General features: G+C 54.9%; 18 protein-coding genes and 2 pseudogenes. 3 read left to right on the top strand and 17 right to left on the bottom strand.

The annotated features are described in order from the left end of the window. Positions 1-5 precede the first annotated feature (5 nt). The 9 genes and pseudogenes from H8F22_RS03240 to H8F22_RS03205 form a co-directional block, all read right to left on the bottom strand. Positions 6-215: a hypothetical protein gene (locus H8F22_RS03240; protein WP_076964377.1), complete on the bottom strand. Its 210-nt coding sequence runs from the start codon at positions 213-215 to the stop codon at positions 6-8. A gap of 85 nt (positions 216-300) precedes the next feature. Further along, positions 301-1,143, bottom strand: a complete 843-nt coding sequence (locus tag H8F22_RS03235) for a ParA family protein (RefSeq protein WP_194939752.1) — start codon at positions 1,141-1,143, stop codon at positions 301-303. Between the two features lie 4 nt (positions 1,144-1,147). Further along, positions 1,148-1,378 carry an AlpA family transcriptional regulator gene (locus H8F22_RS03230; protein ID WP_020300882.1) on the bottom strand — a complete coding sequence of 77 codons (231 nt, stop codon included), beginning with the start codon at positions 1,376-1,378 and terminating at the stop codon, positions 1,148-1,150. A gap of 115 nt (positions 1,379-1,493) precedes the next feature. Beyond that, entirely contained in the window at positions 1,494-2,246 is a 753-nt protein-coding gene (locus tag H8F22_RS03225) for a hypothetical protein (protein WP_032903637.1), read from the bottom strand. A gap of 248 nt (positions 2,247-2,494) precedes the next feature. Then, entirely contained in the window at positions 2,495-3,283 is a 789-nt protein-coding gene (locus tag H8F22_RS33030; RefSeq protein WP_371101270.1) for a methyl-accepting chemotaxis protein, read from the bottom strand. Between the two features lie 69 nt (positions 3,284-3,352). Then, a pseudogene (locus tag H8F22_RS33025) lies at positions 3,353-3,619 on the bottom strand (HAMP domain-containing protein); the annotation flags it as partial. A gap of 798 nt (positions 3,620-4,417) precedes the next feature. Further along, positions 4,418-5,416, bottom strand: a complete 999-nt coding sequence (locus H8F22_RS03215) for a SphA family protein (RefSeq protein ID WP_032904495.1) — start codon at positions 5,414-5,416, stop codon at positions 4,418-4,420. 96 nt (positions 5,417-5,512) lie between these two features. After that, a complete protein-coding gene (locus H8F22_RS03210) occupies positions 5,513-6,508 on the bottom strand; it encodes a hypothetical protein (protein ID WP_090406428.1) in 996 nt (331 codons plus the stop codon). 221 nt (positions 6,509-6,729) lie between these two features. Continuing rightward, positions 6,730-8,025, bottom strand: a complete 1,296-nt coding sequence (locus H8F22_RS03205) for a PucR family transcriptional regulator (RefSeq protein ID WP_020300877.1) — start codon at positions 8,023-8,025, stop codon at positions 6,730-6,732. A gap of 306 nt (positions 8,026-8,331) precedes the next feature. On the opposite strand from H8F22_RS03205, the gene H8F22_RS03200 reads away from it, so the two are divergent. Next, positions 8,332-9,396: a hypothetical protein gene (locus H8F22_RS03200; RefSeq protein WP_020300876.1), complete on the top strand. Its 1,065-nt coding sequence runs from the start codon at positions 8,332-8,334 to the stop codon at positions 9,394-9,396. 63 nt (positions 9,397-9,459) lie between these two features. Here H8F22_RS03200 and H8F22_RS03195 read toward each other — a convergent pair whose 3' ends face one another. Genes H8F22_RS03195 through H8F22_RS03170 form a run of 6 tightly spaced genes read right to left on the bottom strand, consistent with a single transcriptional unit; the run spans position 9,460 to position 16,588 of the window. Then, the gene (locus H8F22_RS03195) at positions 9,460-10,941 is read right to left on the bottom strand and encodes an aldehyde dehydrogenase family protein (RefSeq protein WP_047531102.1); all 1,482 of its coding nucleotides are present in this window, start codon (positions 10,939-10,941) and stop codon (positions 9,460-9,462) included. A gap of 43 nt (positions 10,942-10,984) precedes the next feature. After that, positions 10,985-11,833 (bottom strand): VOC family protein, encoded by an 849-nt coding sequence (locus H8F22_RS03190; protein ID WP_194939965.1) that lies wholly within the window; start codon positions 11,831-11,833, stop codon positions 10,985-10,987. A 14-nt stretch (positions 11,834-11,847) separates the two neighbouring features. Next, positions 11,848-13,503, bottom strand: coding sequence for a bifunctional 3-(3-hydroxy-phenyl)propionate/3-hydroxycinnamic acid hydroxylase (locus H8F22_RS03185; protein WP_169868539.1), 1,656 nt, complete (start codon positions 13,501-13,503; stop codon positions 11,848-11,850). A 29-nt stretch (positions 13,504-13,532) separates the two neighbouring features. After that, positions 13,533-14,354 carry an IclR family transcriptional regulator gene (locus H8F22_RS03180; protein ID WP_020300872.1) on the bottom strand — a complete coding sequence of 274 codons (822 nt, stop codon included), beginning with the start codon at positions 14,352-14,354 and terminating at the stop codon, positions 13,533-13,535. Between the two features lies 1 nt (position 14,355). After that, positions 14,356-15,207, bottom strand: a complete 852-nt coding sequence (locus H8F22_RS03175; RefSeq protein WP_020300871.1) for a fumarylacetoacetate hydrolase family protein — start codon at positions 15,205-15,207, stop codon at positions 14,356-14,358. A 19-nt stretch (positions 15,208-15,226) separates the two neighbouring features. After that, a complete protein-coding gene (locus H8F22_RS03170; protein ID WP_020300870.1) occupies positions 15,227-16,588 on the bottom strand; it encodes an MFS transporter in 1,362 nt (453 codons plus the stop codon). A 216-nt stretch (positions 16,589-16,804) separates the two neighbouring features. On the opposite strand from H8F22_RS03170, the gene H8F22_RS03165 reads away from it, so the two are divergent. Further along, positions 16,805-18,601, top strand: coding sequence for an FUSC family protein (locus H8F22_RS03165; protein WP_020300869.1), 1,797 nt, complete (start codon positions 16,805-16,807; stop codon positions 18,599-18,601). A gap of 18 nt (positions 18,602-18,619) precedes the next feature. Then, a pseudogene (locus H8F22_RS03160) lies at positions 18,620-20,008 on the top strand (aldehyde dehydrogenase family protein). A 155-nt stretch (positions 20,009-20,163) separates the two neighbouring features. Here the strand turns inward: H8F22_RS03160 and H8F22_RS03155 are convergent. Together H8F22_RS03155 and mdlD are read right to left on the bottom strand one after the other, a co-directional pair. Further along, on the bottom strand, positions 20,164-21,600 hold the full coding sequence (locus tag H8F22_RS03155) for a carotenoid oxygenase family protein (RefSeq protein ID WP_194939751.1): 1,437 nt from the start codon (positions 21,598-21,600) through the stop codon (positions 20,164-20,166). 236 nt (positions 21,601-21,836) lie between these two features. Then, positions 21,837-23,162 (bottom strand): NAD(P)-dependent benzaldehyde dehydrogenase MdlD, encoded by a 1,326-nt coding sequence (gene mdlD / locus H8F22_RS03150; protein ID WP_020300865.1) that lies wholly within the window; start codon positions 23,160-23,162, stop codon positions 21,837-21,839. Positions 23,163-23,176 lie beyond the last annotated feature (14 nt).

The raw sequence follows: 23,176 nt of genomic DNA, 5'->3' as shown, positions 1-23,176 counted from the left end.
CTCAGTTAACGCCGGTTACGCAAATGGTCACCGACCTCGAACTTGACGATCTTGGCAGTCCCCGAACCTTCGAAATGTCTGGAAAGCTCTGCGAGGAGCCAACCCATGGCCGAGCGTCCACCCTGCAGGCGAAAGACGACAGTGCAGTATTCATCGCCAGATGGGTGGTGTGGTCGAGTGAATGGTGGAGCGATGATGGGAAGTTGATCCAACATCAGAAGACTCCTTGCCAAACGCTGTTGGCTATAAGGTCGAGCAAACACAATGATTGGGCGAGAAGTGCCGGCATGGTGAATGGTGTCATTTAACCTCCGTGCACCTGCCCACCCTAGAAATCGCTTCGCGCCATTCCGGAAACAACTCGATGGCCAGCGCTTGCATGGTTTCCATCGCGGATGGCGAGCGTCGTTCCCGTGACTGGCGTGTCTCGACTCGGTGGACCAGTAGGCCAAGGGAGGCGGCGTTGAGGTACGCCACTCGCTCCGGAATTGCGGTGTCTAGAACCGAGATGTTGTTAGCCCCTGCGAAGGTCTCGCGCAGGCCACGGATGATCATCCGGGTGTCCACTCGAATGGCATTCACCTGGTTCAGGAGCAGTCGTAAGGGTGGGGGTGGAATGCCCAGGTGGCGGAAAGGTTCGAGTTCGCTGAGTAGCTTCAAGGTGCCACGCTGCAGTTCGCGGGCGGCGAGCATTTCCGGGGTGATGGGAGAGAGGGCAAGGTCGGAGGCCAGGATGGCCATCTCCAGCAGCACGCTACGCGCACCTTGGGTGTCGATCAAAAGCAGGTCGTAACGGGCGCGGAAGTTGTCGAGCAGATTGCGTAGGCGTAATCGCCCGTCAGGGGCGTGCAGCAGCAAGGTACTCAGTCGACCTTGATCGTCGTTGGAGACGATCAGATCGAGCCCTGCAATCACTGTCCTGGAAATAATCTGGGCAGGCATAGCTAGGTTGAGTGCGATGAACTCGTACGCACCGACATCAGCCTTCTGGCTCAAGGCGTAATAGCTGGAGAGGGTGGGTTGGCTATCCAGATCCAGTAGCAGGACGCGTAGGCCTGCGTCAGCCAGTAGGCCGCCGAGATTGGCGGCTACTGTGGTTTTGCCCACCCCGCCTTTGGTGGAAACCACCGATACCACACGCATGGCATCAGGCCTGTTTGCCTAAGCGTTCAACGACCCACTGCTCGATTTCTAGCGAGTCCCAACCGACTGCCCGCAATCCGATGCGTTTAGCCTGAGGGAATTTACCTTCCTTCATCAGGTTGTAGATGTGCGCGCGTTTGAAGCCGGTTTTTCGCTCCACCTCGTCACGTCGCATGATGTGGCGTTCTACCTGCAGTTGAGGTGCTTCAACGATGGGTAAGGATTGGCTGGACATGCTGGTCACTCCTGGCGCCGATTGGCGCGTGGTGGGAAGTGACCTGAATTGAATAGCAGAAGTGGGGGAGAGTCATTGCACTGCAATCAGAGGTATTGCAGTGCAATTGCTCCACTCAGATACCTTTTTTGAGTATGCGATTGGCTGCGGCGAACTTTGCATCCAGCGTGCGTTTGCTCAGGCCAGGATCGTCTTTGCGATGAGCTGAGATGGAATTGACGATGGAGGATTGACTATCAAATACTGAGTGCGGTTTACCTGATGGCGAGTGTCCTAAGATTAGTTCAAGCAACGCCCCTATGACTTTCAGGTAGCCGATTTCACTGCGGTCACTGAGTTTACTGTTGGACTTTAGTAACTGATGGATATTTTCTCTTTCCAACCCCATTGCCTCAAGCTCATCGAGTAGTTGTTGATAAGACGCTTCTATATTTTTTATCCGCAATTGCATTGCATCTCGGTCGGCTTGTAAGGCCAGATAGGTGCCAGGGCTGATAGCTCCTTGTTGGTTGAAGGACTGTTCGAAAAGAAAGCTTGGTCTTTGGTCAGGGTAGTAGCGCGCCATCCAAACTCTGAGGTCAGTATGGCGGATAGTTATCTGACTGCAATCGATGGGCGTGCCAATCGTGACCGACACGCCGAAGCAGCCATAGGCCAGGTCGCCATGGCGAATGGCATCTATAATTTTTTCGGTATTTGCCTGTAGGCACGGCCATTGGGGGAAGTATTTTGACAGGAGCGCAGGACAGTCCCAAGCCGATTCTAGTATTTGGGTTTCATGAGCCATGAGATTGCACCAGCGTATAGCTGCGTCAATGGGCCGATAAAAAATTTTTGCAAAAACGTTGTAGCTGTCGGGTTCATACATAGGAGCAGCCTCATATTCGAGGGAGCAGATCCGCTAACTACGTTTTTATGGCCTTTACTAGCTGGGCTTCCGTGCGGCAACTGTCCCTTGATTCGGTTTTATTTGTTGGTAAATCGATATCCTTTTTTTCGTGAGAGATCCGAGCATTAAGCACCTAATGCACTCTGGTTATCGAGTTCTTACGCTTGTTTCAATTGACGATTTAGACGCACAGCACCACGGTGCTTCTCCCAATAACCTATGCATCGCTAGACTTTGAAAGAGCTTATTCTGTGGTGCAGCAACTGACTTTGCTTATTCAGGAGTCGTGCTCCATCAGCCAGGTCATTGACATAGTGGGAGACTCCATCACTCAGTCGGTGAATGGTGATGATATTTTCGTTCACCGTTTCCGCGACAGTACTCTGCTCCTGAGCAGCCAAAGCAATGTGTTGGTTCATTTCATTGATGCCCTGAATGTTTTCGCTGATTCGCGTCAGGAACTCACCGACTTGCCGTGAGGTGCCCACCGCATCCTGCAGCGCATTCTGGCAACCCTCCATGGCTTCTCGTGCCTGATGCGCTGCGCCCTGTAACTGGGTGACAATATTTTCAATGACTTCGGTCGACTGGCGGGTTTTTAGCGCCAGGGCACGGACTTCGTCAGCGACCACGGCAAATCCTCGTCCTTGCTCACCGGCTCGTGCGGCTTCGATGGCGGCGTTCAGGGCGAGAAGGTTGGTCTGCTCGGCGATCCCGCGAATAGTGACCACCATCGCACCGATCCCCTCGCTGTCTCGCATCAAGTCACCCAGTTTCAGAGCGGTATGGGCTATCTGTGTCCCCAGGCGTTCGACCATTTGCTGGCTGGCGTCCATCATGGCGTTCCCTTCGCAGACATGGGCTGCCGACTCGCGTGTTTGTGCGCTAGTGCTCGAGGCGTGTCTGGCAACCTGGATGGCGGATCGAGCGAGTTGCTGCACGGAAGCGGCTACGGATTCGACCTGCTGAACCTGCTGGGCGGTAGCGTGCGAGGTGTGACCAGTTGTTATGTCCATTTCACCGGCATGCTGATCGAGAGCGCTAGAGACGAGCCCGACATCCGCAATCAGGTTCGATAGCCGTTCAAGCACTAGGTTGAAGTTGCCAGCCAACTCACCAATTTCATCAGGGCAACTGGCATCTAGGCGTTTACTCAAGTCAGCTTCACCTCGTGCTATCTGCGCCAGGCAAAGGCTGACCTCTTTGACTGGTCGCAGAATGTGACGCCGGGTCAATAGCCACACAGTCCCCAAGGTAGCGAGCAACAAAACTGCGGTGACTGCCAAGTTTTGCAGTAATACAGTTTTCAGGGTCGTTCTCAGCGCCTGGTTGTTGAACTCAATATCCAGCATAGCCAGCGCCTGACCATGATGCATTACCTGTGTGTTGAGCCGGAAGGAGACATTAGCCGCGTTTTTCTGACTGACAGAAGTTGAACGTTGCGTACGGGAATCGCGCACCGTTAGTCCATTAACATCGGGGGCGCGCAACAGTTCATTCAGCAAGTTTTCGATCTGAGCCTGATTACCACTCGCGAGCGGTTCGCTTAGGGATTGTGCCGCAAGCTCAAGTAACGTAGTGGCTTGCCTGAGTTGCTGTCTGCTCAACTCCCGAGACGTGAATTGATAGTTGAGCGTCGCGACAGCGAGTGAAACGCAAAGCATGACCAGTGTGAGCGTCATCATCATTTTGCCTGCGAGCGAATATTGCATCATGGATCTCGTTTTATTGGCGTGGTCTTTCAGCAGAAACGATGCAGGGTTAATTTCATCCTGATGCGACTCGCGGCATTGCGGAGTAGGCGAGATAATCGGCGAAACGCGGATCTGAAATTTGTGTAGAATTAAGAATTACTGAGGTAGCACAAGTCATAGGCGATCTCGGTGTGAACGACGGATATGTTCTCGGTAGCGCTAATCTTCAGTGCAGCCGGACAAACGCAAAAGACACACGAACGGCTATTGTGCTCGGTAGGAGTTACCTGCAGATTGCCGTTCAGCTCGTTGAGGCCCACCTTCCATTTGTCGACCCACTTCCATATCCAATATTTATTTCGACGAACGGTTAACTTGGAAGCCAACGCGTCCGTGGCGGGGAAGAGTTGAGCGCCACCTCGACGTATCGCTACATCGAGGATAATGCTCTTGACCTCAAAAGGTGTGCGCGTAACGTACCTGCACGACGTAGTCGTTGCGTGCGCGGTTCTCTACTTCGGTCTCACGATAAGTGTTGAACCAGACACCATCACCATCGCCTACTTTCCAGAACACCCCAGGGCCAATCCCAAGCACTTTTTCGCGAGAGTCGGCGAGGCGGTGACCATTGACCTCATCATCACTTATTTGTTTGAAGTAATACCCATTGAGGCCAACTGAGACGTTGGGTATCACTTCATAGGAGGCAGTAAAGTTAATCCATGCCGCTTTGCCTGCCTGGGTATCACGCACAGGCTGACCTTCGAACAGTTGCACTGAACTGCTGGCTGGGTCCTTGTTTTTAAAGTTTTGCAGATAGTGCAAGCGCCAGCTCACTTCCCAGCGGGGTGCGGGCATCCAGGTCGCCGCCCAGTAAGGATTGATCGAGTAGAAGTTAGATCCTTGGTTGAGGTCCTTGTGTTCATCGTATTTACCGACGGGTAACAACACATCCAGTGCCAGGCGCTGGACGAAAATAGGTCGTCCATGCTCATCGACAATAGGATCGAACTGCACCAGCGGGCCGGTGGTGACGTCGCCAACTCCAGTGGCGTTGTCCTTGAGTTGTGGACCGTTGCTACCAAAGTCACCGTCGAGTGAAACGATCGGCACAATGATGTTCCAGCCCAGGTGTGCGCCCGCGCCAATAGTGTTGGGCGAGTAATAGCTGAGTTGGTTGATCAGGCTGGTGACATTGATCTTCGGGTTATCAAAGTCTTTGATTTCCTTACCCGAGTTATTTCGAATCGAACTGGCGCTGGTGTACTTCAAGTATTGCTGGAACGAAAAGCCGGGCAGGCCGGCAAATCCATCGTAAAAACTGGTGCCTCCCAGATTGATCCCGTTCGGCTCCCCAACGCTAGGCGGTGGAGGGCCGTTGGCGGCTACAGTTTCTAGGGACGAGAGAGTGGCGAGGACTAGCAAGGCTGGACAAATTTTTTTTATTGTGTTCATCGTTGTTGGCTCTATTGTTATTTTTTTTGGCGCTATTTGGTAATTCCCAGAGTGCTTTTGCATCAAGCAATCTGGTACCAATGTGCTTTTGGCACATTATTTTTTTGCTTGCGTGGTACCTGGGCTCGCGGCATCAGACGCTGAGGGCTTTGCTCTGAATCGATGGAAAGGGCAACCCGCGACTTTCGCCTGCTCGCTCTGCTGATCTGGTGTTTTAGATGCACCCGCAGCGCGCTTGGCGGCATGCGCCACTTGCCGGCGTTCCGTGAAGGTGTCCTTCGGATCAGGGATCACCTTTTCCCCCATCCACAGAAAACCGGCAGTAAACAAACGCAATGCTTTCCTGGCCAACGGTGAGGGTCGTTTGAGTTCGTAGGCGCGGATCAGATGATCGGGATAAAGACTGATCACCCAGGCAAATACCAGAGAGTGTGAGAACTTTGGAAAATAACGATCGGCGAACTGTTGGATTATTGCTCGCGCCGCCGGTGGGCCCATGTCGTGTTTGGGAACATCCTCACTTTCCCAGCGATCCATGAAGGCCATGATTCCATCAAAGGAATCAGGGAAGCCTGTAATCGCTTCGCCCGTCCCGGCGTTGCGAAAAATGGTTGACATCTGGTGCCAGTATTTAACAGCGGCGAGCTTCTCTTTTTCGCTCATGCCCGCCATACCTACGCGTTGCATCAGGCGATGCATGCCGGCTGCTTCATAGCAAAGCGTGTAGACGTAGGTGTCGTTGCGGCTGAAGCTCTCGCCAAATCGCTGAGCGTAGTGGGAGTGTATTTTGTTTATCGACTCAACGTTTTCGCGGGTCTTGTCGTGGTGTGAACCGTAATGCCACCAAACCTGCATCTTCCAGGATGTGTCATCGGAGCGTCTGAATGAGTTTTTTAGAATTTTCCCGTCACCGTTGTCAATGAGAGGCAACGCGTCCAGTTCCCTTACGAAGAAGTGAGGGAAAGTGACGGCGTACACAAGATTCATGATGAAGTCGGTTGGCCGATAAGCCGCAGAGAGTTTCCAGATCTCGTCATAGTCGGTAGCAGGGTCGAGCTGATCAATACGCGCGGCGATCCATTTGCGGGTCATCGGGTTTTCCTCTTATTTTTGTTGTCATCTCACTGGGCGCATGGTCATTGCGCTTCCTGCGGATGGCTTACAAGTTAGAAGAAGTACCGAGCGCAGTCATTAGGCCGGAAAACCAAAATAATGATTGGTTTTGGTATTGCAGTACGGCGGCCCTCGAGCGCTTGAAACGTGCGTTGATGGTCTATCGACTGGGATACATCAATCTCACTGTTTACCTGTTTCTATTCCCTTTCATGCTTGAGGACACGGCCCTCGTACTGGGTGATCAGGTGCAAGGCGCAGCGTATTTCGAGCTCTCGTTGCTTGATAGGACAACCCAGCAGTAGTTCTATCTGTTGCAGTCGATACACTAGCGTGTTGCGGTGAATACCTAGCGCTTCAGCACCGTGGAGCAAGCTGTTGCCTGACTGCAAGTAAGCGCTGAGTGTTTGGCGGTAGCCGCCGGCTTTCTCTGATTTGTTTGCCAGAGGTCCGAGCACGGAGTCGACATACCACGCGGCCTTTTCAAGATCCTGACCGACCAGGATCGTCAGGACATGGTCAGCCCAGCGCATGACGCCTTTGATTGGGGAAAGGATTGCAACGCTACTGACATCTCTGGCTTGAAGATGAGTACGCCTGAACCCAGCAGGGCCCTTCGCTGGTTCACCCAGTGCACATTGAGTTCCACTTAATTGCCCCAGTGTTTCTTCAAGTCGTTTCAGTTGGGTCGGAGTAGGGGCGCGCGGTGTACTGACCCAAGCCCATGTCAAATGCTGAGTGAAGGAAACTACCAGCGGTGTATCGCCGATGATTGCATCTTGTAAATTGCGTTGTAACTCACCCAAGTCTGAGCTGAGCTTGGTGTTGAGATCAGAAATAATGATACCGACATGGAAATGCTCAAGATCCAGGCCATGATCTTTTTTGATTTGCTTTAGCTCGAATGGTTGAAGCGCGCCCGCATTGCCGATCAACTTTTCCACAAGGGCGCGGCGTCTCGCGATTTGACTTTCCATCAGCACCTGACGCTCGTCCAGGTAGCACAGCACAAAGTGCTCGATGATTTCATCCACCACGCATGCACCGTTGGTGACTAACCGTTGAACCGTTGAGGGTGCAAAAGTCCTGGACGCCGACGCGGTGAAAAAATGATTGACCCAGATAGTCTGGTTGGCTCGCATGTTTTTGACGATGCTGCTGAACGGTACTTCGCGACGTGCAGCTTGTCGCGCCATTGAAGGGATCAATTTCAGCGTAAAGTGCTCACTGTTTCTCGATAACGAACTCATGAATATATCGAGGATGAGCGTTTCAAGGTTGAGGCGTATCTCTGGCGTCGGCAAGTCAGGCACCGTTTGAAATTCGTCCTGCAAGCGCTTGAGGGAACTGGCGGCCTCCTCAAGCGCCCAGGCCACCGCACCTTCACCCATCTTCAACACAGCATTGGTCAGATGATGCTGACCAATCACCGCCTTGGAAAAAGCGTCCTCGACCGAGCCTTTTGGCTGCAGGTGAGAATAGAGATCAGTAGTCAAACGGTACTCCCTGTGAGTCGTAATGATTATTTATGTACGCATCACGCAGCCGCCCGTGGGGATCCAGCGCACTGTGATTGCAGTATAGCGTCGCGGTGATACTGCAATACCAAAAACGCCGTCGAGCTTGGATGGACAGACCGGAGACTGGCCCGGGGCGAGGCCCTATCGTAAGTGGTGGTGTTTTTAAATCGAGAGCACCCAGACGTTGCGCCATGAGCGCTTCTGTCTGACGACTGAAGGCCGCTGATCAGAGGCCTCTATTTTCGTATTCACTATGTGCACTCAAGCGAAGAGAGGATCTACATGTCTGCCCCTAAAAAGTGGATTCAAGCCAAAATCCAAAGCCTCGACCCAAGCAAGGATTACATTGAAATCTGGCGTTTATCGAACAGCTACGGGCTGAACGACTTCATGCAGAACTTCATCTACGCGTTGACCTTCCCTAATTTTGTCGTCACCGATTGGGGCTCCAGAGCGGTCTGGCGTGAAGACGGTGGCAAAGTCGTTTCACGGTCCACCTCGCGTGTAGAGCAGACCGGCAGCGCCAATGCGCTGTGGTGGTTCTACGGTCCTGAAGACAGCCGCACCATCAAGTCGGTTGAAGGTATTAATAATCTTCATGCGCATTGGGCCAAGCAGTATCCCGGTGCCTTTTCTTATAATGACGATTACGTGTACGTCTGTGCATTCACCGCCATCACAATGCACCGTCTGAAGTTGAAGATGGGCGCCCCGGGCCTCTCCGAGAACGAGAAGATTGCCGCGCACTTGTTCTGGCGTGACATGTGCAAACTCTTCCGTGCTGAAAACGATCAGCCGATCACTGGTTACCCGGATAGTTTCGACGCGCTCGTGGAATTTTGCGAAGCCTTCGAAAATGCTCCAAAACCCAAGCTTGAACGTGGCAATCTCATTATCACGGCGATTCATGAGCAGTTTGTCTTCCGCTTCTTCCCCAAGGAGTTGCATTGGTTTGGCCATCAGTTACTGCGCGCCATGTCATTGACCACCACGCTCGACACCATGCAGGTCGACCGCCCTGACCCCGCCGCGGCCCAGCTTTTGCCGCAACTGGCCGGCTACATGATGGGCATGATGGAAATGAATGCCGACGATCCGACTGAAGCCTATATCGAAGAGCGGATGAACATGTCCAGTGAAGATAAAGCCGAAGTGCGAAAGGGCATCCAGGCGCTGGACAAGCAATTCCCCGAGCATTACGTCGAAACGTACAAGAATGATCCTAAATTTGTCGGTTGCCCTTTTCATGCCGCTTTGGGCGATGGCGTTACACCGCAAAATGCAGCCGACAAACAAAGCATCAAGTCCATAGAGGCTCAGGTAGCGGCTTTGGGCGGCGACGAGTAACGCCAACTCACCTTGTTGCCCTGCATGACAATCAGCCCCGACAGGGGCTGACTGCGTGGTGCATTAAAAAGGGTAGTGGTGACCACCTGGCTGCCAGGTCACCCAGTGTGCGCGAGTGAATTCATCGACGGCATAATGACCGTTGAAACGCCCGAGCCCGGAGTTCTTTTCACCTCCGAAGGGCGCGTTTGGCTGGTCATCGACGGTGATGTCGTTGATGTGCGTCATGCCGGCGACGATGCCACGAGCGAACTGCAACCCGCGCGCCATGTCTTGGGTGAATACCGCACTGGACAACCCATACTCGCTGGCATTCGCAAGTCGCAGGGCGTGCGCTTCATCGTCGGCTATGAGCATTGGTAACAGTGGGCCAAATGTTTCATCTACCGCCAGGGCGTCATCGGCTTTTACGTTGCCGAAAACATGCGGTGGGAGCAACAGACCGTTGGCTGAAGCGCCGAACAGTTTAGTCAGGCCAGCGCTGTGTGCCTGATCAATCTTGCGTAACAGGCCATTCAATTGCGATTGATTGACGACAGGCCCAATCACGGTGTCCGCATCATTAGGGTTACCCACTTTCAGCTTGCTGACCCTCTCCACCACAAGTTCTGCAAACGCCGGGTATAAGGTGCGATCAACAATCACTCGGTTGACGCTCATGCATATCTGCCCTTGATGCAGGAAACGGCCGACCACGGCTGCGTGAGCTGCCACTTCAACGTCGGCATCATTCAGCACCACCAGTGGCGCGTTACCACCGAGTTCAAGAGCAACGCGTTTGATGTGCTTGCCACCCGTGGCGATGCGCCCGACATTGCGCCCCACGTCCGTAGAACCGGTGAACGAGATCAGCCTGGGTACTCGATGTTCCACGAAGGCGTCACCGATTTCCGATCCGGCGCCCACAACAACGTTGATGGTGCCCGCAGGGAAGCCCGCCGCCTCCAGTAGGTAGGCGATCAACAATCCGCCGCTGACAGCGGTATCACTCGCAGGTTTCAGCACTACGGTATTACCTAATGCCAAGGCCGGAATAACGGAGCGCATGCTTAGATAAAGCGGAAAATTCCATGGGCTGATCACCCCCACAACGCCAAGTGGATCACGGAACACAAAGCTCTGTTCGCCGGGCTTGTAGCTGGTCAAGATCCGACCCTCTACTTGCATCGGCATGCTCGCGCATTCTCGGACCAGGTTCAGCGTGCTTTGCCACTCGATGCCAGCCTTGATTCGAGTGCTGCCCGACTCTTTGATGAGCCAGTCGATAATTTCTTCACTGCGCTGCGCAACGATAACGGCAAGCTTTTCAAGCAACATAACCCGTTGGCCGGCGTGTAGCGCAGCCCACTCCAGCTGTGCCTTTTCGGCGGCCAGATAGGCTTCATCCAGATCGGCGACCGAGGCGAGCGGCATGTCCAACAGCAACTCGTTGTTGAAGGGGTTGCGGTTGTCCAGGCGTTTGGTTGAGCGACCTGGCTGCCAGCGGCCGTTAATGTATTGATGACCTTGAATGGCAAATGGAGCGGGTGCGTTCTGGTTGTTCATTTAGGCGACTCGATCAATTTAATGGATTGACTTCCCTGCAAAATCAGGTGCGCATCCAGGCGCGGCCCCAGGAGTTAAGAGTGTGCTCACTCTGCGGCCATACGCCGGCTTCAAGGTCTGCTGGCGCCAGTTCAAGTTCGGCCGAGAATTCCAGTCGGTTCCGATCGGCATCGACCACCATGAAAAACAGATTGTTGCCCGGACCATGACGGCCAGGGCCGAAGAAAATGCTGATGCGCTCCTTGGCAAACCGGTCGCCCCAATCACGAATGTCATTCCACTCATTGGTTTCGTAACAATGGTGGTCCCATTCATTCTTCGACCCACGGAAAAAGGCGAGGGAGTGATGCTCGTCGTCGGAGCGCAGGAAACACACCATGAGCTGGCCGGTTTCCTGGTCGACCACGTTGTCGGAAATGGTGAAGCCAACGGTGTTGACGTAAAAGTCGATAATCGTCTCAAGCTCGGTGGTTTGGAACACAACGTGCTGCAACCTCGACGGCATGCCTTGCAGTTCAGCACTTGTATCGGGAAGTACTACGCCGAATATTGTCTGGCGACCCTGTGGATCCCGAATGGCAAACGCGCCTGGCTCAAGTAAAGGCGAGGTCACCGGATCCATCTGGCATTCACGCTCAATCAGGTTCTGACGCAGCGCTTCCAGTTTGGCGTTGGAGTGGAGGTTGAAGGCAGCGGCCAGCAGGCCGCTATGGTCGGCTGGCGAAATGATTGCCGCTCGTTTCGGCCCCCGCATCACCTGGCTGCCATCTGCTTGTGGCGATGCGCGCATGTCCATCATTCGCGTATAAAAATCTACCTGGCGTTGAGGTTCTTTGCTTGCCAGGTGCAGGTAGCACAGTTGAGCAGGGGTCGAAGTCTGGAGGGTCGTCATGGAAAACTCCGCGATCAAAGAGTAACTGGGGAATGGGCGGTATTGGCAGCCGCGACGGCGACTGTCGTAGCCTGTGCAATGCCCAACAAGGACTGAAGAGCCAGAGCTGTTTCTGACTCCTGAGCCTGGTCAAATATGGCGGCGACATAGCGGTCGGGACGTAGCAGCAGGAAGGTGCTGGCCTCGGCAAACAGTGCGCTTAACTCACCGTTGCGATCATGTACGATCGTGAGTCCCGCCAAAGGGGGCGGAAGCGGAGCGTCTTGTGGAATGATCACGATGCGCTTGGCATCCAGGTGGGTCCAGAGCGGGTGCTGCAGTTGATCCATGCGTTGGCTGCGCAGATCGCCATATTGAATCAAGGCAAAGCCCGGGCCGATGTGCTCATCCAACAGTTGCGCGCAGCCGTGAGAGTCGAAAAGAGTCGGCTGCGGCAGCATGGTCCCGGCGCGCAGGTTGCCGGCCTTACCTTGGGATAACACCAGGCCCTGGGTAAAACGAGGCTTTGGTTTAAACTTCATTTGCAGAAAGTAATCGCGCAGAGGCGGGATCAGCCCGATCACGCGGAAGGTGCTGGTAATGAGTTTGGCGCGCAAGGCTGAAGCCGGCGCCATGACCACCCCGAGATTCAGCGCCAGCTTGATCAGCGCCCAGGCATGATCGCGGCGTTCGCTTTCATAGGTCTCGAGGGCGCTTTTCGCCATTTGTCCCCGGAGTACCGCCACAAGTTTCCAGGCGATGTTATGCGCATCACGCACACCACTGTTCATGCCTTGGCCCGCATAGGGTGGGGTCAGGTGCGCAGCGTCACCGGCGAGAAAAACACGACCTTCCTGCCAGCGAGAGGCAACCCTGGCGTGGAAGGTGTAGACCACTTTGCGCACCAGCGAATAAGCTTTTTCACCCCGGAACGGCCGCAGCAAGTTGCCAAGGCTAGCGTCGCTGAGCATTTGCTCATCAGTCTCGTCGTCTTTGAGCATGAACTCGAAGCGACGTGTCTGATGAGGGCCGGGCACTTCTACGACAGGTCGCTGCGCGTCGCAATACACACGAGTCTGCCAGAACGGGTCATCGTCCTGATCCAGATCCACGACCAACCATCGGGACTTGAAGCTGGAACCCACCATATCGATACCCAGTTGTTTTCGAACCGGGCTTCTGCCGCCATCACAGGCAACCATGTACTGGGCGTGCACCTCAACCGTGTCACCGGCCGCATTTTGTATTCGAGCGAGAACGCCTGAGGCGTTCTGTGTGAAGTCGATCAGTTCATGGCAGAAAAGCGGAGTCAGGCTAGGGAAACGCTCCATACCTTGCATCAGCGTGCGTTCGAACAGGGGTTGCCTGAACGCATTGCGTTTGGGGTAGCCGTATTGCTTGCCGACAGGTTCGACCTTGCCAAAGCAACGTCCCCCTGGCTTGTCGAAGTAGTGAACGCCGTAGCCTTTGACGACGTCAGCCAACACGGCTTCATCCAGCCCGGCTGCCTGCATGGTTCGCAGCGACTCATCGTCGATCGAAACGGCACGCGGTTCAGTCACGGTGCCGGCTTTACGATCAAGAATGGTCGTACGCACGCCGGCCTGTCCGAGGAGGTTGGCCAACGTGAGTCCTGTCGGGCCGGCACCGATAATCAGTACGTCAGTATTCACGGGTGTAAGGGTTGTCATTTTTATTCCCTCGGTGACCGCCGGGCTGGTCAGTCCAGTACTTCTGGTCTGTGCGCCAGCGCGGTCATGAGTTGTGAAAGATTGTCGGCAAGGGCGAGGATTTGCTGGCCTTGCACTTCATCCTGTTCGCTATCGCGTTGCGAGGTCGGGCGCACGCAGCTGATGCTGCCCACCACTTTGCCGTCGCCATCGAATATGGGGGCCGCGAGGCCAAAGACGTCAGCATCGACTTCGCTGGTGCTCAGCACATATCCCTGGCGGCGCAAGCGTTGGAGCGAGCGCCGGAACACCTCCCAAGTCTTGCCAAGGTTGCTGGACTCGATGTCACTCGGGTTTTCCAGAAACAGTTGGCTTTGATGCCGTGAGCCCATGTTGGCGAGGATCGCTTTAGAGGTCGCTCCCATGAACAAAGGTCTTGGCGATCCTCGCGAGTAGCTCACTTGGTTGGAAAGGTTGCCGGTTTGATGGATACAGACCACTTGATCCTTGAACAGCCGACACACCAACCAGGCTTGCTCGGCACCCCATTGCGGAAAGGTCGACTCCAGGGAGTGCGCCGCGCGTACCAACGGATCACTGACGCGCAGTTGGCGATCCCAGGTGATGATTCTCGCGCCCAGCGCATAGCGACCGGCCTCCACCTGAAACAGCAAATTGGCCTCGGCCAGTTCGCGTACATAACGGTAGGCAGTGGAGCGTGTGAACCCCAGCGCATTTCCCATCCCGTCGACCGTCCAGATGGGATGGTGCTCGGTGAACAGGTCGAGAATTCGCAGCATCCGCTCCAGGCTGGAGCCTTTGCTGTCTGCCAGGTGCTCGGTGGTGTCTTCGGAATCAAACGGTTTTTGCATGTCAGCTCTCGTCTACAATACTGTTGCGCAGGATACCAATGCGCTCGATTTCGATTTCGACGATATCGCCCGGCTTCATCCAGACTGGTGGCTCGCGGAATGCACCAACGCCGCCGGTGGTGCCGCTGACGATTACGTCTCCAGGGGCCAGTTCAGTGAACGCGGTGCAGTACTCGATCAACTTGCGCACATCGAAAATCATGTCGCTGGTGCGCGTGTGTTGCATCACTTCGCCGTTCAAACGAGTCGTCAGTTCCAGGTCCTGCGGGTCGACGATTTCATCGCTGGTGACCATCCATGGGCCGAATCCACCGGTGGCCGGGAAGTTCTTCCCTGGAACAAACTGGATCGTGTGCTTCTGCCAGTCACGTACGCTGCCGTCGTTGTAGCAGGCATAGCCGGCGACGTAGTCCAAGGCGTCCTCCGGTTTGACGTGGCGAGCGGTCTTGCCGATCACCACGGCCAGTTCACCTTCGAAGTCAAGCTTGTGGGACACGGTTGGGCGAACGATGGGCTGCAGGTGTGCGGTCTGGCTGTCGGCAAAGCGGGTGAAAATCATCGGGTAGGTCGGCATGTCCCGACCAGTCTCGCGCACATGCGTGGCGTAGTTGATCCCGATGCAGAGCACTTTGCCTGGGTTGGCAATGACCGGCAAAAAGGTGATTTCACTCAATGCCAGGCGAGGCAGGTCTTTCAGCGCATCAGCCCCCAGTTCGCTCAGTCGATTGCGCGCGATGGCTTCTTTGAGGTCCGCACCCAGGTGAGACTTGAGTGATTCCAGGTCAATGACGTGGTCACCTTTAACAATGCCGTACGTGGAACGGTTTTGGTAAACGAAGCTTGCGATTTTCATGGGTATGCCTCTGGTTGCATCAATGATGTGTAACAGACTGTGAGGGTGTGGGTTGTTGTTTGCTCGCGGGGTCAAGTCGTAGCAAGGTAATCGCCGTCAGCGCGATGATTCCCGGAACCAACGCTGCGCTGAGGATCTCTGTCAAAACCCAGCCGGCTGCCAACATCAAGCCGCCGCAAACGGGCCCTGTAATGGAACCCACTCGCCCGACGCCAAGTGCCCAGCCGATGCCTGTGGAGCGTATTTCCTGTGGGTACAACTCGGCGGCCAAAGCGTTAAGACCTGCCTGCGCGCCTTGCACCAAAATGCCCAGCAACAACATTGCGGGGAAAAGCGAATAAATAGAAACAGGCAATTGGCTGAGCGCCAGCACGATTGTCAGGTAGCCCATGAATTCGATGGTCAATACGTTGACCGACCCCCAGCGGTTCATCAGCCAGCCTTGTACGACCGAGCCGATCACACCTCCCAGGCTGAAGAGAATGATGGCGCGAATGCCCATGCTCAGCGGTGCATGGGCTGCCACTAACAGCGTCGGGATCCAACTCATAATGAAGTACAAAATCAGCAAGTTCATGGCATACGGCAGCCAAAGCAGCAGGGTGCGGCGCCACATGCCGGCTGTGAAAAGACGACTCAGGGAGGTAGAGGAGGTTGCCTGTTGGCGTAGTTGGCCAAGACTGGCGGGCAGTTCTGCGAGGTTGGGTGCGAGCCGTTTAATGATAGCGCTGAGGGCAGCACGACTGCCGGGTTGGCGACTGAGGAACTCAACCGACTCTGGAAGCCGCCACACCACAACGCCGGCGACCAGCAACGGCAGCGCGCCACCGATCAGGAAAAGGTTTTCCCACCCCCAGGTAGCGAGCAGTTGGTCGACCGTCAAGCCAGCCAGCATGGCGCCCAGTGGCATGCCACAGAACAGCAGCGTCACGGCACTGCGCGAGTAACGTCGCGGGCTGTATTCAGAGATCAGCGCCACCAGGTTGGGAATTGCCCCGCCGAGGCCTATGCCGGTCAGAAAGCGCACGACGAGCAACTGCGAGACGTTGTTAACAAAAGCGGTCAGTAACGCGAATGTGCCGAACAGCAGGATCGACAACACCAGAATTCTCTTGCGCCCCAAGCGATCCGCCATAGGGGCCAGTAGCAGTGCGCCGAGCATCAAACCAAATAAACCCGCCGCGAACACCGGTGCCAAGGCTTGGGGCGTTACGTTCAAGGTTGATGCCATGGCAGTCACCAGAAAACCGACGATCTGGGTGTCGAATCCGTCTAGCACTGCGACCAGTACGCAGAGGGCGAGCCCCTCCCATTGCAACCGGCTGACAGGGAGGGCGTCAACGACGTCGCAGAGGATATTGCTGGGTGTAGGCGTATGCATGAACTGGCCTCTTATTGTTTTTATTGTCTGGGCAGGCAGGTGCCCTTGACTGAGGCTAAATCTATTACGAAGCAAAAATCCTGTAAAGATAAAATAAACCAAAATCCTAAATAGCAGGAAATATGATATTTTGGTTTCTCGTCGGCATGCACCATGGCAATGAGAGCCGCGTGCGGCTGCGTTTCCCTTATCAGGCTGCGGATGTCAGTTCATCAAATGAATAAGTGGATCACTCAATCATTCGGTCGCTTGATAGGCCGTTTTGGCATGCAGCCCGAGCTTCAGTGGCCTTCTCGGTCAGCACTGATTTTCAGTCTGCACACAACCACGGCAGCTCTCTTGGCGCTGGTCATCGCTCAAATGCTGGACCTGCACCATCCTTGGTGGGCTGCGATGACAGTCTGGCTGGTGGCGCAACCTACGCGAGGCCTCTTGATCGAACGCATCGGCGCGCGGCTGATCGGTACGGTGGTGGGAGCCATGGCAGGCGGACTTTTGCTGACGGTGTTCTTTGATCAGCAGCACTGGCTAATGCTCGTACTGGCAGCCTGGATCGCAGCGTGCGCCGGGTATGGAAACCTGTTTCGACATTTTCGAAATTACGGTTTTGTGCTGGCAGGCTACACCGCAGCGATCGTCGCGCTGTTTGGTATTCAAGACCCCGTGCTCGATGTGGACCTAGCCCTTGGCAGAATCTATTGCACCGTCATCGGCGTGTTGGCTTCAGCTTGTTTTTCATGGACGTTTACAGGCAAGTCCGCGTCCCTGGAATCCGTGTACAACCGACTCGATGCGCTGATTGTGGCCAGCGTTCACTACAGCCTCAAAAGGTTGCAGGCAGGCACTGCACACGATGCCAAAAGTTTTAGTGCGCTGTTGCAGGAACTAGCGGCGCTTGATCTGTGCCTGGATGAAATTGCTACAGGTTCTCGAACAATGCGTTTACGGGTCTTTCGCACTCGCGACACGCTGGGCGCGCTTGTCGATTTGCTCGTAAGTAGCCATTTCGATGTTGGCGAAAAACTCCGATTTCCCTCTGACCTGTTGGTAGCAACTCATCCTGAATCGGCAGCTGCAATGGTGCTCGCGGTGATCAATGAGGTCCACAAAAACACTGAAAACCTTGCCGCAGGCACGCTGTTCGTTGAAAAATTACAACGCGTCTTTGCAGCGTTGAATGCTTGTGAAACGCCAGGCAGGGAAGCGTTGCAATCAACTCAACAGCGCGACTGGCACGCAACATGCCTCGCGGGCTCCAGACCCTTGATTGCGATGTCCATCGCCACCGCAATGTGGTGGGGCCTGGGTTGGTCAGACGGTCCAATGATGGTCATGACGGCCGTGTTGTTCGCCTCGCTGTTCTCCAGCCATAGCCACGCCAGTGCGGCGTTAAAAGACGTACTTGTTGGCTCGACCGCTGGAGCCGTTCTTGGCGTGACCTGCCGTTTTTGGCTGTTACCTGAAGTGGGAACGGTGTGGGAGCTGGCCTTGGTTATCGCACCGTTTTTGATGATCGGAGCGTTGCTCATGGCTCGGCCCGGTACAGCAAAACTGGCCATCGACCTGAACATGACCTTTTTGTTAATCGCTCAACCTGGATTGCAGGTAGACACCTCCCTTGAACATACCCTGTTGCAGATGTTGGCAATTCTGGGCGGGGTGTTCACTGCCGTGCTGACCTACCGATGGTTGGTTCCTTCATCGCCAGGCTCCCAGCGCAAGCGCCTGTGCAAGCGCATTGCGCGGCTCGCACTGAAGATCTCGGATACACCTGCCCCACCTGCTCAGGCACGAATTTATGATCAAGTCAGGGGTCTTCTGACAAGTCTGATCAGCCTCGAAAAAAAGGCCTCTCCACTGCTCATTGCTGCGTTCGAATGCGCAGCGATTGCTCAGCTTTTCGCTCACCACCGAACTGATGAACATCACACCCTTGCACTGCACCAGCAATTGGAAAACCTCGCGACTTCCAGGCTGGCAAGCAAGAAGAATACTGGCGCTGACCTACTTTGAATCAACCGGAGAACACCCATGTCTGACCGCCCAACACCGTGGCAAAACTTTACTGGCCAATACATCGCCGGGGCCTGGCGTTCCGGAAGTACGCGCAAGGTCCTGGAGAACCGCAACCCTTATGACAACGCCCTGCTGACCGAGCTTTCGCTGGGTGATGTTAGCGACCTCGACGACGCCTACCAGGCGGCAGCAACCGCGCAGAAAGCATGGGCGCAGACGTTACCTAATGAGCGCTCAGCCTTGTTCATGCGCGCCGTTAGCGTACTGGAAGCCAGGCACGAAGAAATTGTCGACTGATTGATTCGTGAGTCAGGCAGCACGCGTACCAAAGCCGAAATCGAGTGGTCAGCGGTACGTTCGACCATGATCACGGCCGCGGCCATGCCTTCGAGAGTCGTCGGCCGCATTCTGCCAATCGACACCCCCGACAAAGAAAGCCGCGTTTACCGTAAACCATTGGGTGTGGTCGGGGTTATCAGTCCCTGGAACTGGCCGATACACCTTTCCAATCGGTCTATCGCACCGGCGCTGGCACTCGGTAACGCCGTCGTCGTGAAGCCTGCCGACGATACGCCGGTGACCGGTGGTTTGTTGTTGGCGAAAATTTACGAAGAGGCCGGTTTTCCGCCGGGAGTTTTGAACGTGGTCGTGGGAGACGTGGCTGATTTGGGTGATGCCTTTACCCTGCACCCGATTCCAAAATTCATCTTCTTCACGGGATCGACTCGGGTCGGGCGGCACATTGGGCGCGTTGGCAGTCACAGGCCCGACGCTCAAGCGAGTCGGGTTGGAGTTGGGTGGGAATGCTCCGTGTGTGGTGCTTGATGACGCGGACCTCGATCTGGCGGTGCACGCCGCCGTTGTGGGGCGCTTCCTGCACCAAGGTCAAATCTGCATGAGCAGTAACCGGATTATCGTCGACGCCTCGTTGCAAAAGGATTTCGTCGAAGCGTTTGTCGAGCGCGTTCGCCAGTTGAAAGTCGGCGATCCTGACCTTGCAGATACAGTCATTGGCCCGCTGATCAACCGTCGCCAGTTGGAGGGCGCAGTGGCCCGGATCGAGGCGGCGAAAGCCGAAAGCATCGAGTTGTTGCTCGGTGGCGCTGCACACGGGTAGGTACTGCCGCCTCATGTGTTCGTCAATGTCGATAACATGAGTGACTTGGCCCAGGCTGAGCAATTTTGTCCTGTAGCGCCGATCATCACTGCGCGTGACGAGGCACATGCGCTGGAGCCGGCATGACTCACATCAACGACATCTCGGTCAATGATGATCCGAACAACATGTTTGGCGGCGAGAAAAACAGTGGTATCGGGCGATTCAACAGCGATTGGATCATCGCGGAGCTGACCAGCGATCACTGGAACTCGGTGCAACACAAACGTCGCGCTTATCCGTTTTAAGGTCAGGGTTTTAGTGGACTGATCGTATGGCATGAATGCCCCTTGAAAGGGGCGTTCCTTCATACAAAGACTGCCCTGCAGCGATACGTTATTTGCAGGGCAGTCAGTTGTGCGTTGCTGTTGCCAGAACGCTCGGCTAGACCTCTACCGGTGGGTTATGGGATCCAGTTCCCATGAAAACCCAGCGGTATATGATGATCCAGCTTTACCCGTGCCAATGGTGCGCCCGTGAAGTCGCTCGCGTCGTGGATCACCAGTTCGCTTTTGTTTGTCTGGGGATCCCACCAGACGACCAGCAACCAACCATCGTCTTCACTCACCGCATCGGGTTTGGCCACGAATATCGGCTCGGCAGGGGACACGTCCCTGTCACCTTCCAGTGTTTGGTACTCGGTTTTGCCTGAAATAAAATCGTGCTTTATCAGGCAATTGAAATCGTGGCTGTCACTTTTGGGCTGGTGTACACCGGCAAAGTAGCCGTATTGGTGTTTTGCACCCAGGAGTTTTTCATTGATCCTAGGAAATTCGACGGAGAAATTTCCGACCCGTGCTCGTGTCATCTGACCGGCATCGAGATCCAGGGTCCAGCGGTACAGCGCGGGAGGTGTGAACGGCGAGCGTCCAGCGTCAGGAAAAGGAAACGGAAAGAAATTCTCGACTTTTATATCATCGACAAACTGGAGGTCACTGACGCAGCCGTCGACGATTATTTTGCCATCTTCCTCGTAGGCGTTGACGAAGTGTGTGGTTTGGTAAGCTTCATCGGTGAACCATTGAGTTGCACCGGTCTGCCGATGGACCACCAGGGTTCGATTGCTCTGCTTTGGGTCAAACGTCCACGCAGATTTGCCTGCAGGAACTCGGTCGGGTGATTCTGGACGCCAGTTGATGGGCCCAAAGAAGAAGACAAAATGATTTTCAGTGAACATGAAGTCGTGAATATAGGCGGGGGCGTCAAGTGTAACGACGTGCTGTTTCAGGATGTTCCCTTGTTTGTCAGCCAGTGCACAGACGAATCGGCGGGTTTCGGGTTCGACCGTATACAATAGTAGTTCATTTTTTGCGGCGTCGGTATGGATATGCGCGGTAACCAGTGCATCAATTGCGCCGTGGAAATCAAAGGTACCAATGGTTTCCAGGGTGTTTCGGTCAAGTTCATAATAGTGTCTACCCGCCTCTTGCAGAGCCAATACGCGTCCGTCGACTTCCACGACATTGACGTTGGCTACTTGCTTGACGGCAGCCGGCCCCTTTTCAAGCTGTGGTTGAGCTACTTCGTAAGACCCGTAAATACCGTTGTAGAGCGATCTACCGGCTGCTTCTTCTTCCTTGAAACCCTCGGTGCGCACCCATTTATTGCGGTAGTTGACAGCGCCGTTGCTGATATAAAACCCATGAACCATGCCATCTCCGTCGAACCAGTGGTATCGGTCAGGGCGAGCAGGCTCCCAACGCTGGTTGGATCCGGTTCGAAAAAGCACGCCCTCAAGTTCAGGCGGCACAGTACCTTCTATGCGAAGTTCATTGGCGATGATTTCGTTGGAGAGGGGTTGGCGAATACCTTGTAAAAAGGGGCTGCTATTGTTCCACATGATGTATCTCCCGAAGGCTAATAGGGGTGTCTTATTAAGGGTTAATAGAATGCTAGCCTTTGGTGTTATTGCTGTCTCCGGGTTGTGAGTACGAATTCTTATGGAGTGTTGGTACTGAGGTGCATGCAGTTGTTTATGTTGAGCTCGTCACGGTTTATGTGGTCGCGCGATCAAGGCAGGATTGCAAAGAATACCTGCCGTTGACCTGCCTCAGGTTCGCGGAGTTGGTGTTTTATTTATACCGGCTTGCCAGACTCAACTATCCGTACAGACTTTTTGTGGGTAAATGCCAGGTAGCTGTATCGGCCGTGATATTCGCCCATCCCTGAACCGCCCACCCCACCGAACGGCAGGTATGGCGAAAACGCGTGCACCAGCACGCCGTTGACCTGAGCATCGCCGGCTTGAATGTGGTCGATGACGGGGTTGGCATTGGCTGTGTGGCCTGTGAACACATACACGGCCAGTGGTTTGGAGTGATGTTGATTGATGAGATCGACTGCATTATCCACCGAATCAAAAGTCAGCACCGGCAAAATGGGCCCAAACAGCTCTTCGGCCATCAGCGCATCGTCCCATTGCACTTGGTCGACCACGGTGGCGCTGAATACGCGCCGTTCTGGGTCTGCATCGCCGCCGACCAGCACCTTGCCCGCGCTCTTGCTCAACAAGTTTTGAAGACGCGATACTTGTTGGCTCGTGACGACTTTTCCCGTGGAACCTATGTCGGGCAGGTCCTGCTGAATGCGCTGCGTCAGGCGAGTTAGCAGTTCATCCTTGATGCTGCTGTGGACGTACAAGTAATCCGGTGCGATGCAGGTCTGGCCGCTGTTGATGAACTTGCCAAACATCAGCTGCGACACCACCAGATCGACATCGGCATCGGCCAGGGCAATCAAAGGGCACTTGCCGCCTAGTTCCAGGATCACTGGTGTGAGGTGCGCGGCGGCTGCCTGCATCACTATCTTGCCGACGTTAGGGCTGCCCGTGAAAAAGATGAAATCGAACGGCAAGCTCAGCAGGTGAGTATTCTCATCGCGTCCACCCTGAACCACAGCTATGTAGTTGGGAGAGAACGCTTCCTGAATGATTTTCTCGAGGACCAGTGAAGTGTTGGGGGTGGTTTCGGAGGGCTTAAGGATGCAAGTGTTGCCGCCAATGATTGCGCCTATCAGCGGCGTCAGCGTCAGGTTTACGGGGTAGTTAAACGGCCCGATGATGTAAGTAACGCCAAAGGGCTCTTGCGTGACATAGCACTGGGACGGCGCAATCAGGTCTGCGGTGGGTACCGTTTCTGGTGTCGCCCACTCGTCAAGGTGGGCGAGGGCGAAATCGATTTCGTGGAGGACTGCGCCGATCTCCGCGAGGTCCACATCGGCCTTGGGTTTTCCTAAATCTTCGTCCAGTGCGACGTACAGCGCCTCTTTGTGATTGAGCACTGCCTGTTTCAGGCGCTCCAGGCTGTGTTTGCGAAACTCGATGGGGTGGGTTTGGCGGGAGGCGAAATAGGCACGCTGCGACTCGAATACTGCATCGATGGACTCGGAGCTTGGATAGTTCATGGGTTGTCACCTTA

The sequence above is a fragment of the Pseudomonas mucoides genome, assembly GCF_015461845.1.
GTDB lineage: Bacteria > Pseudomonadota > Gammaproteobacteria > Pseudomonadales > Pseudomonadaceae > Aquipseudomonas > Aquipseudomonas mucoides.
The sequence above is the reverse complement of the archived record's forward strand: the minus strand, read 5'-3'. Positions and strand labels throughout refer to the sequence as shown.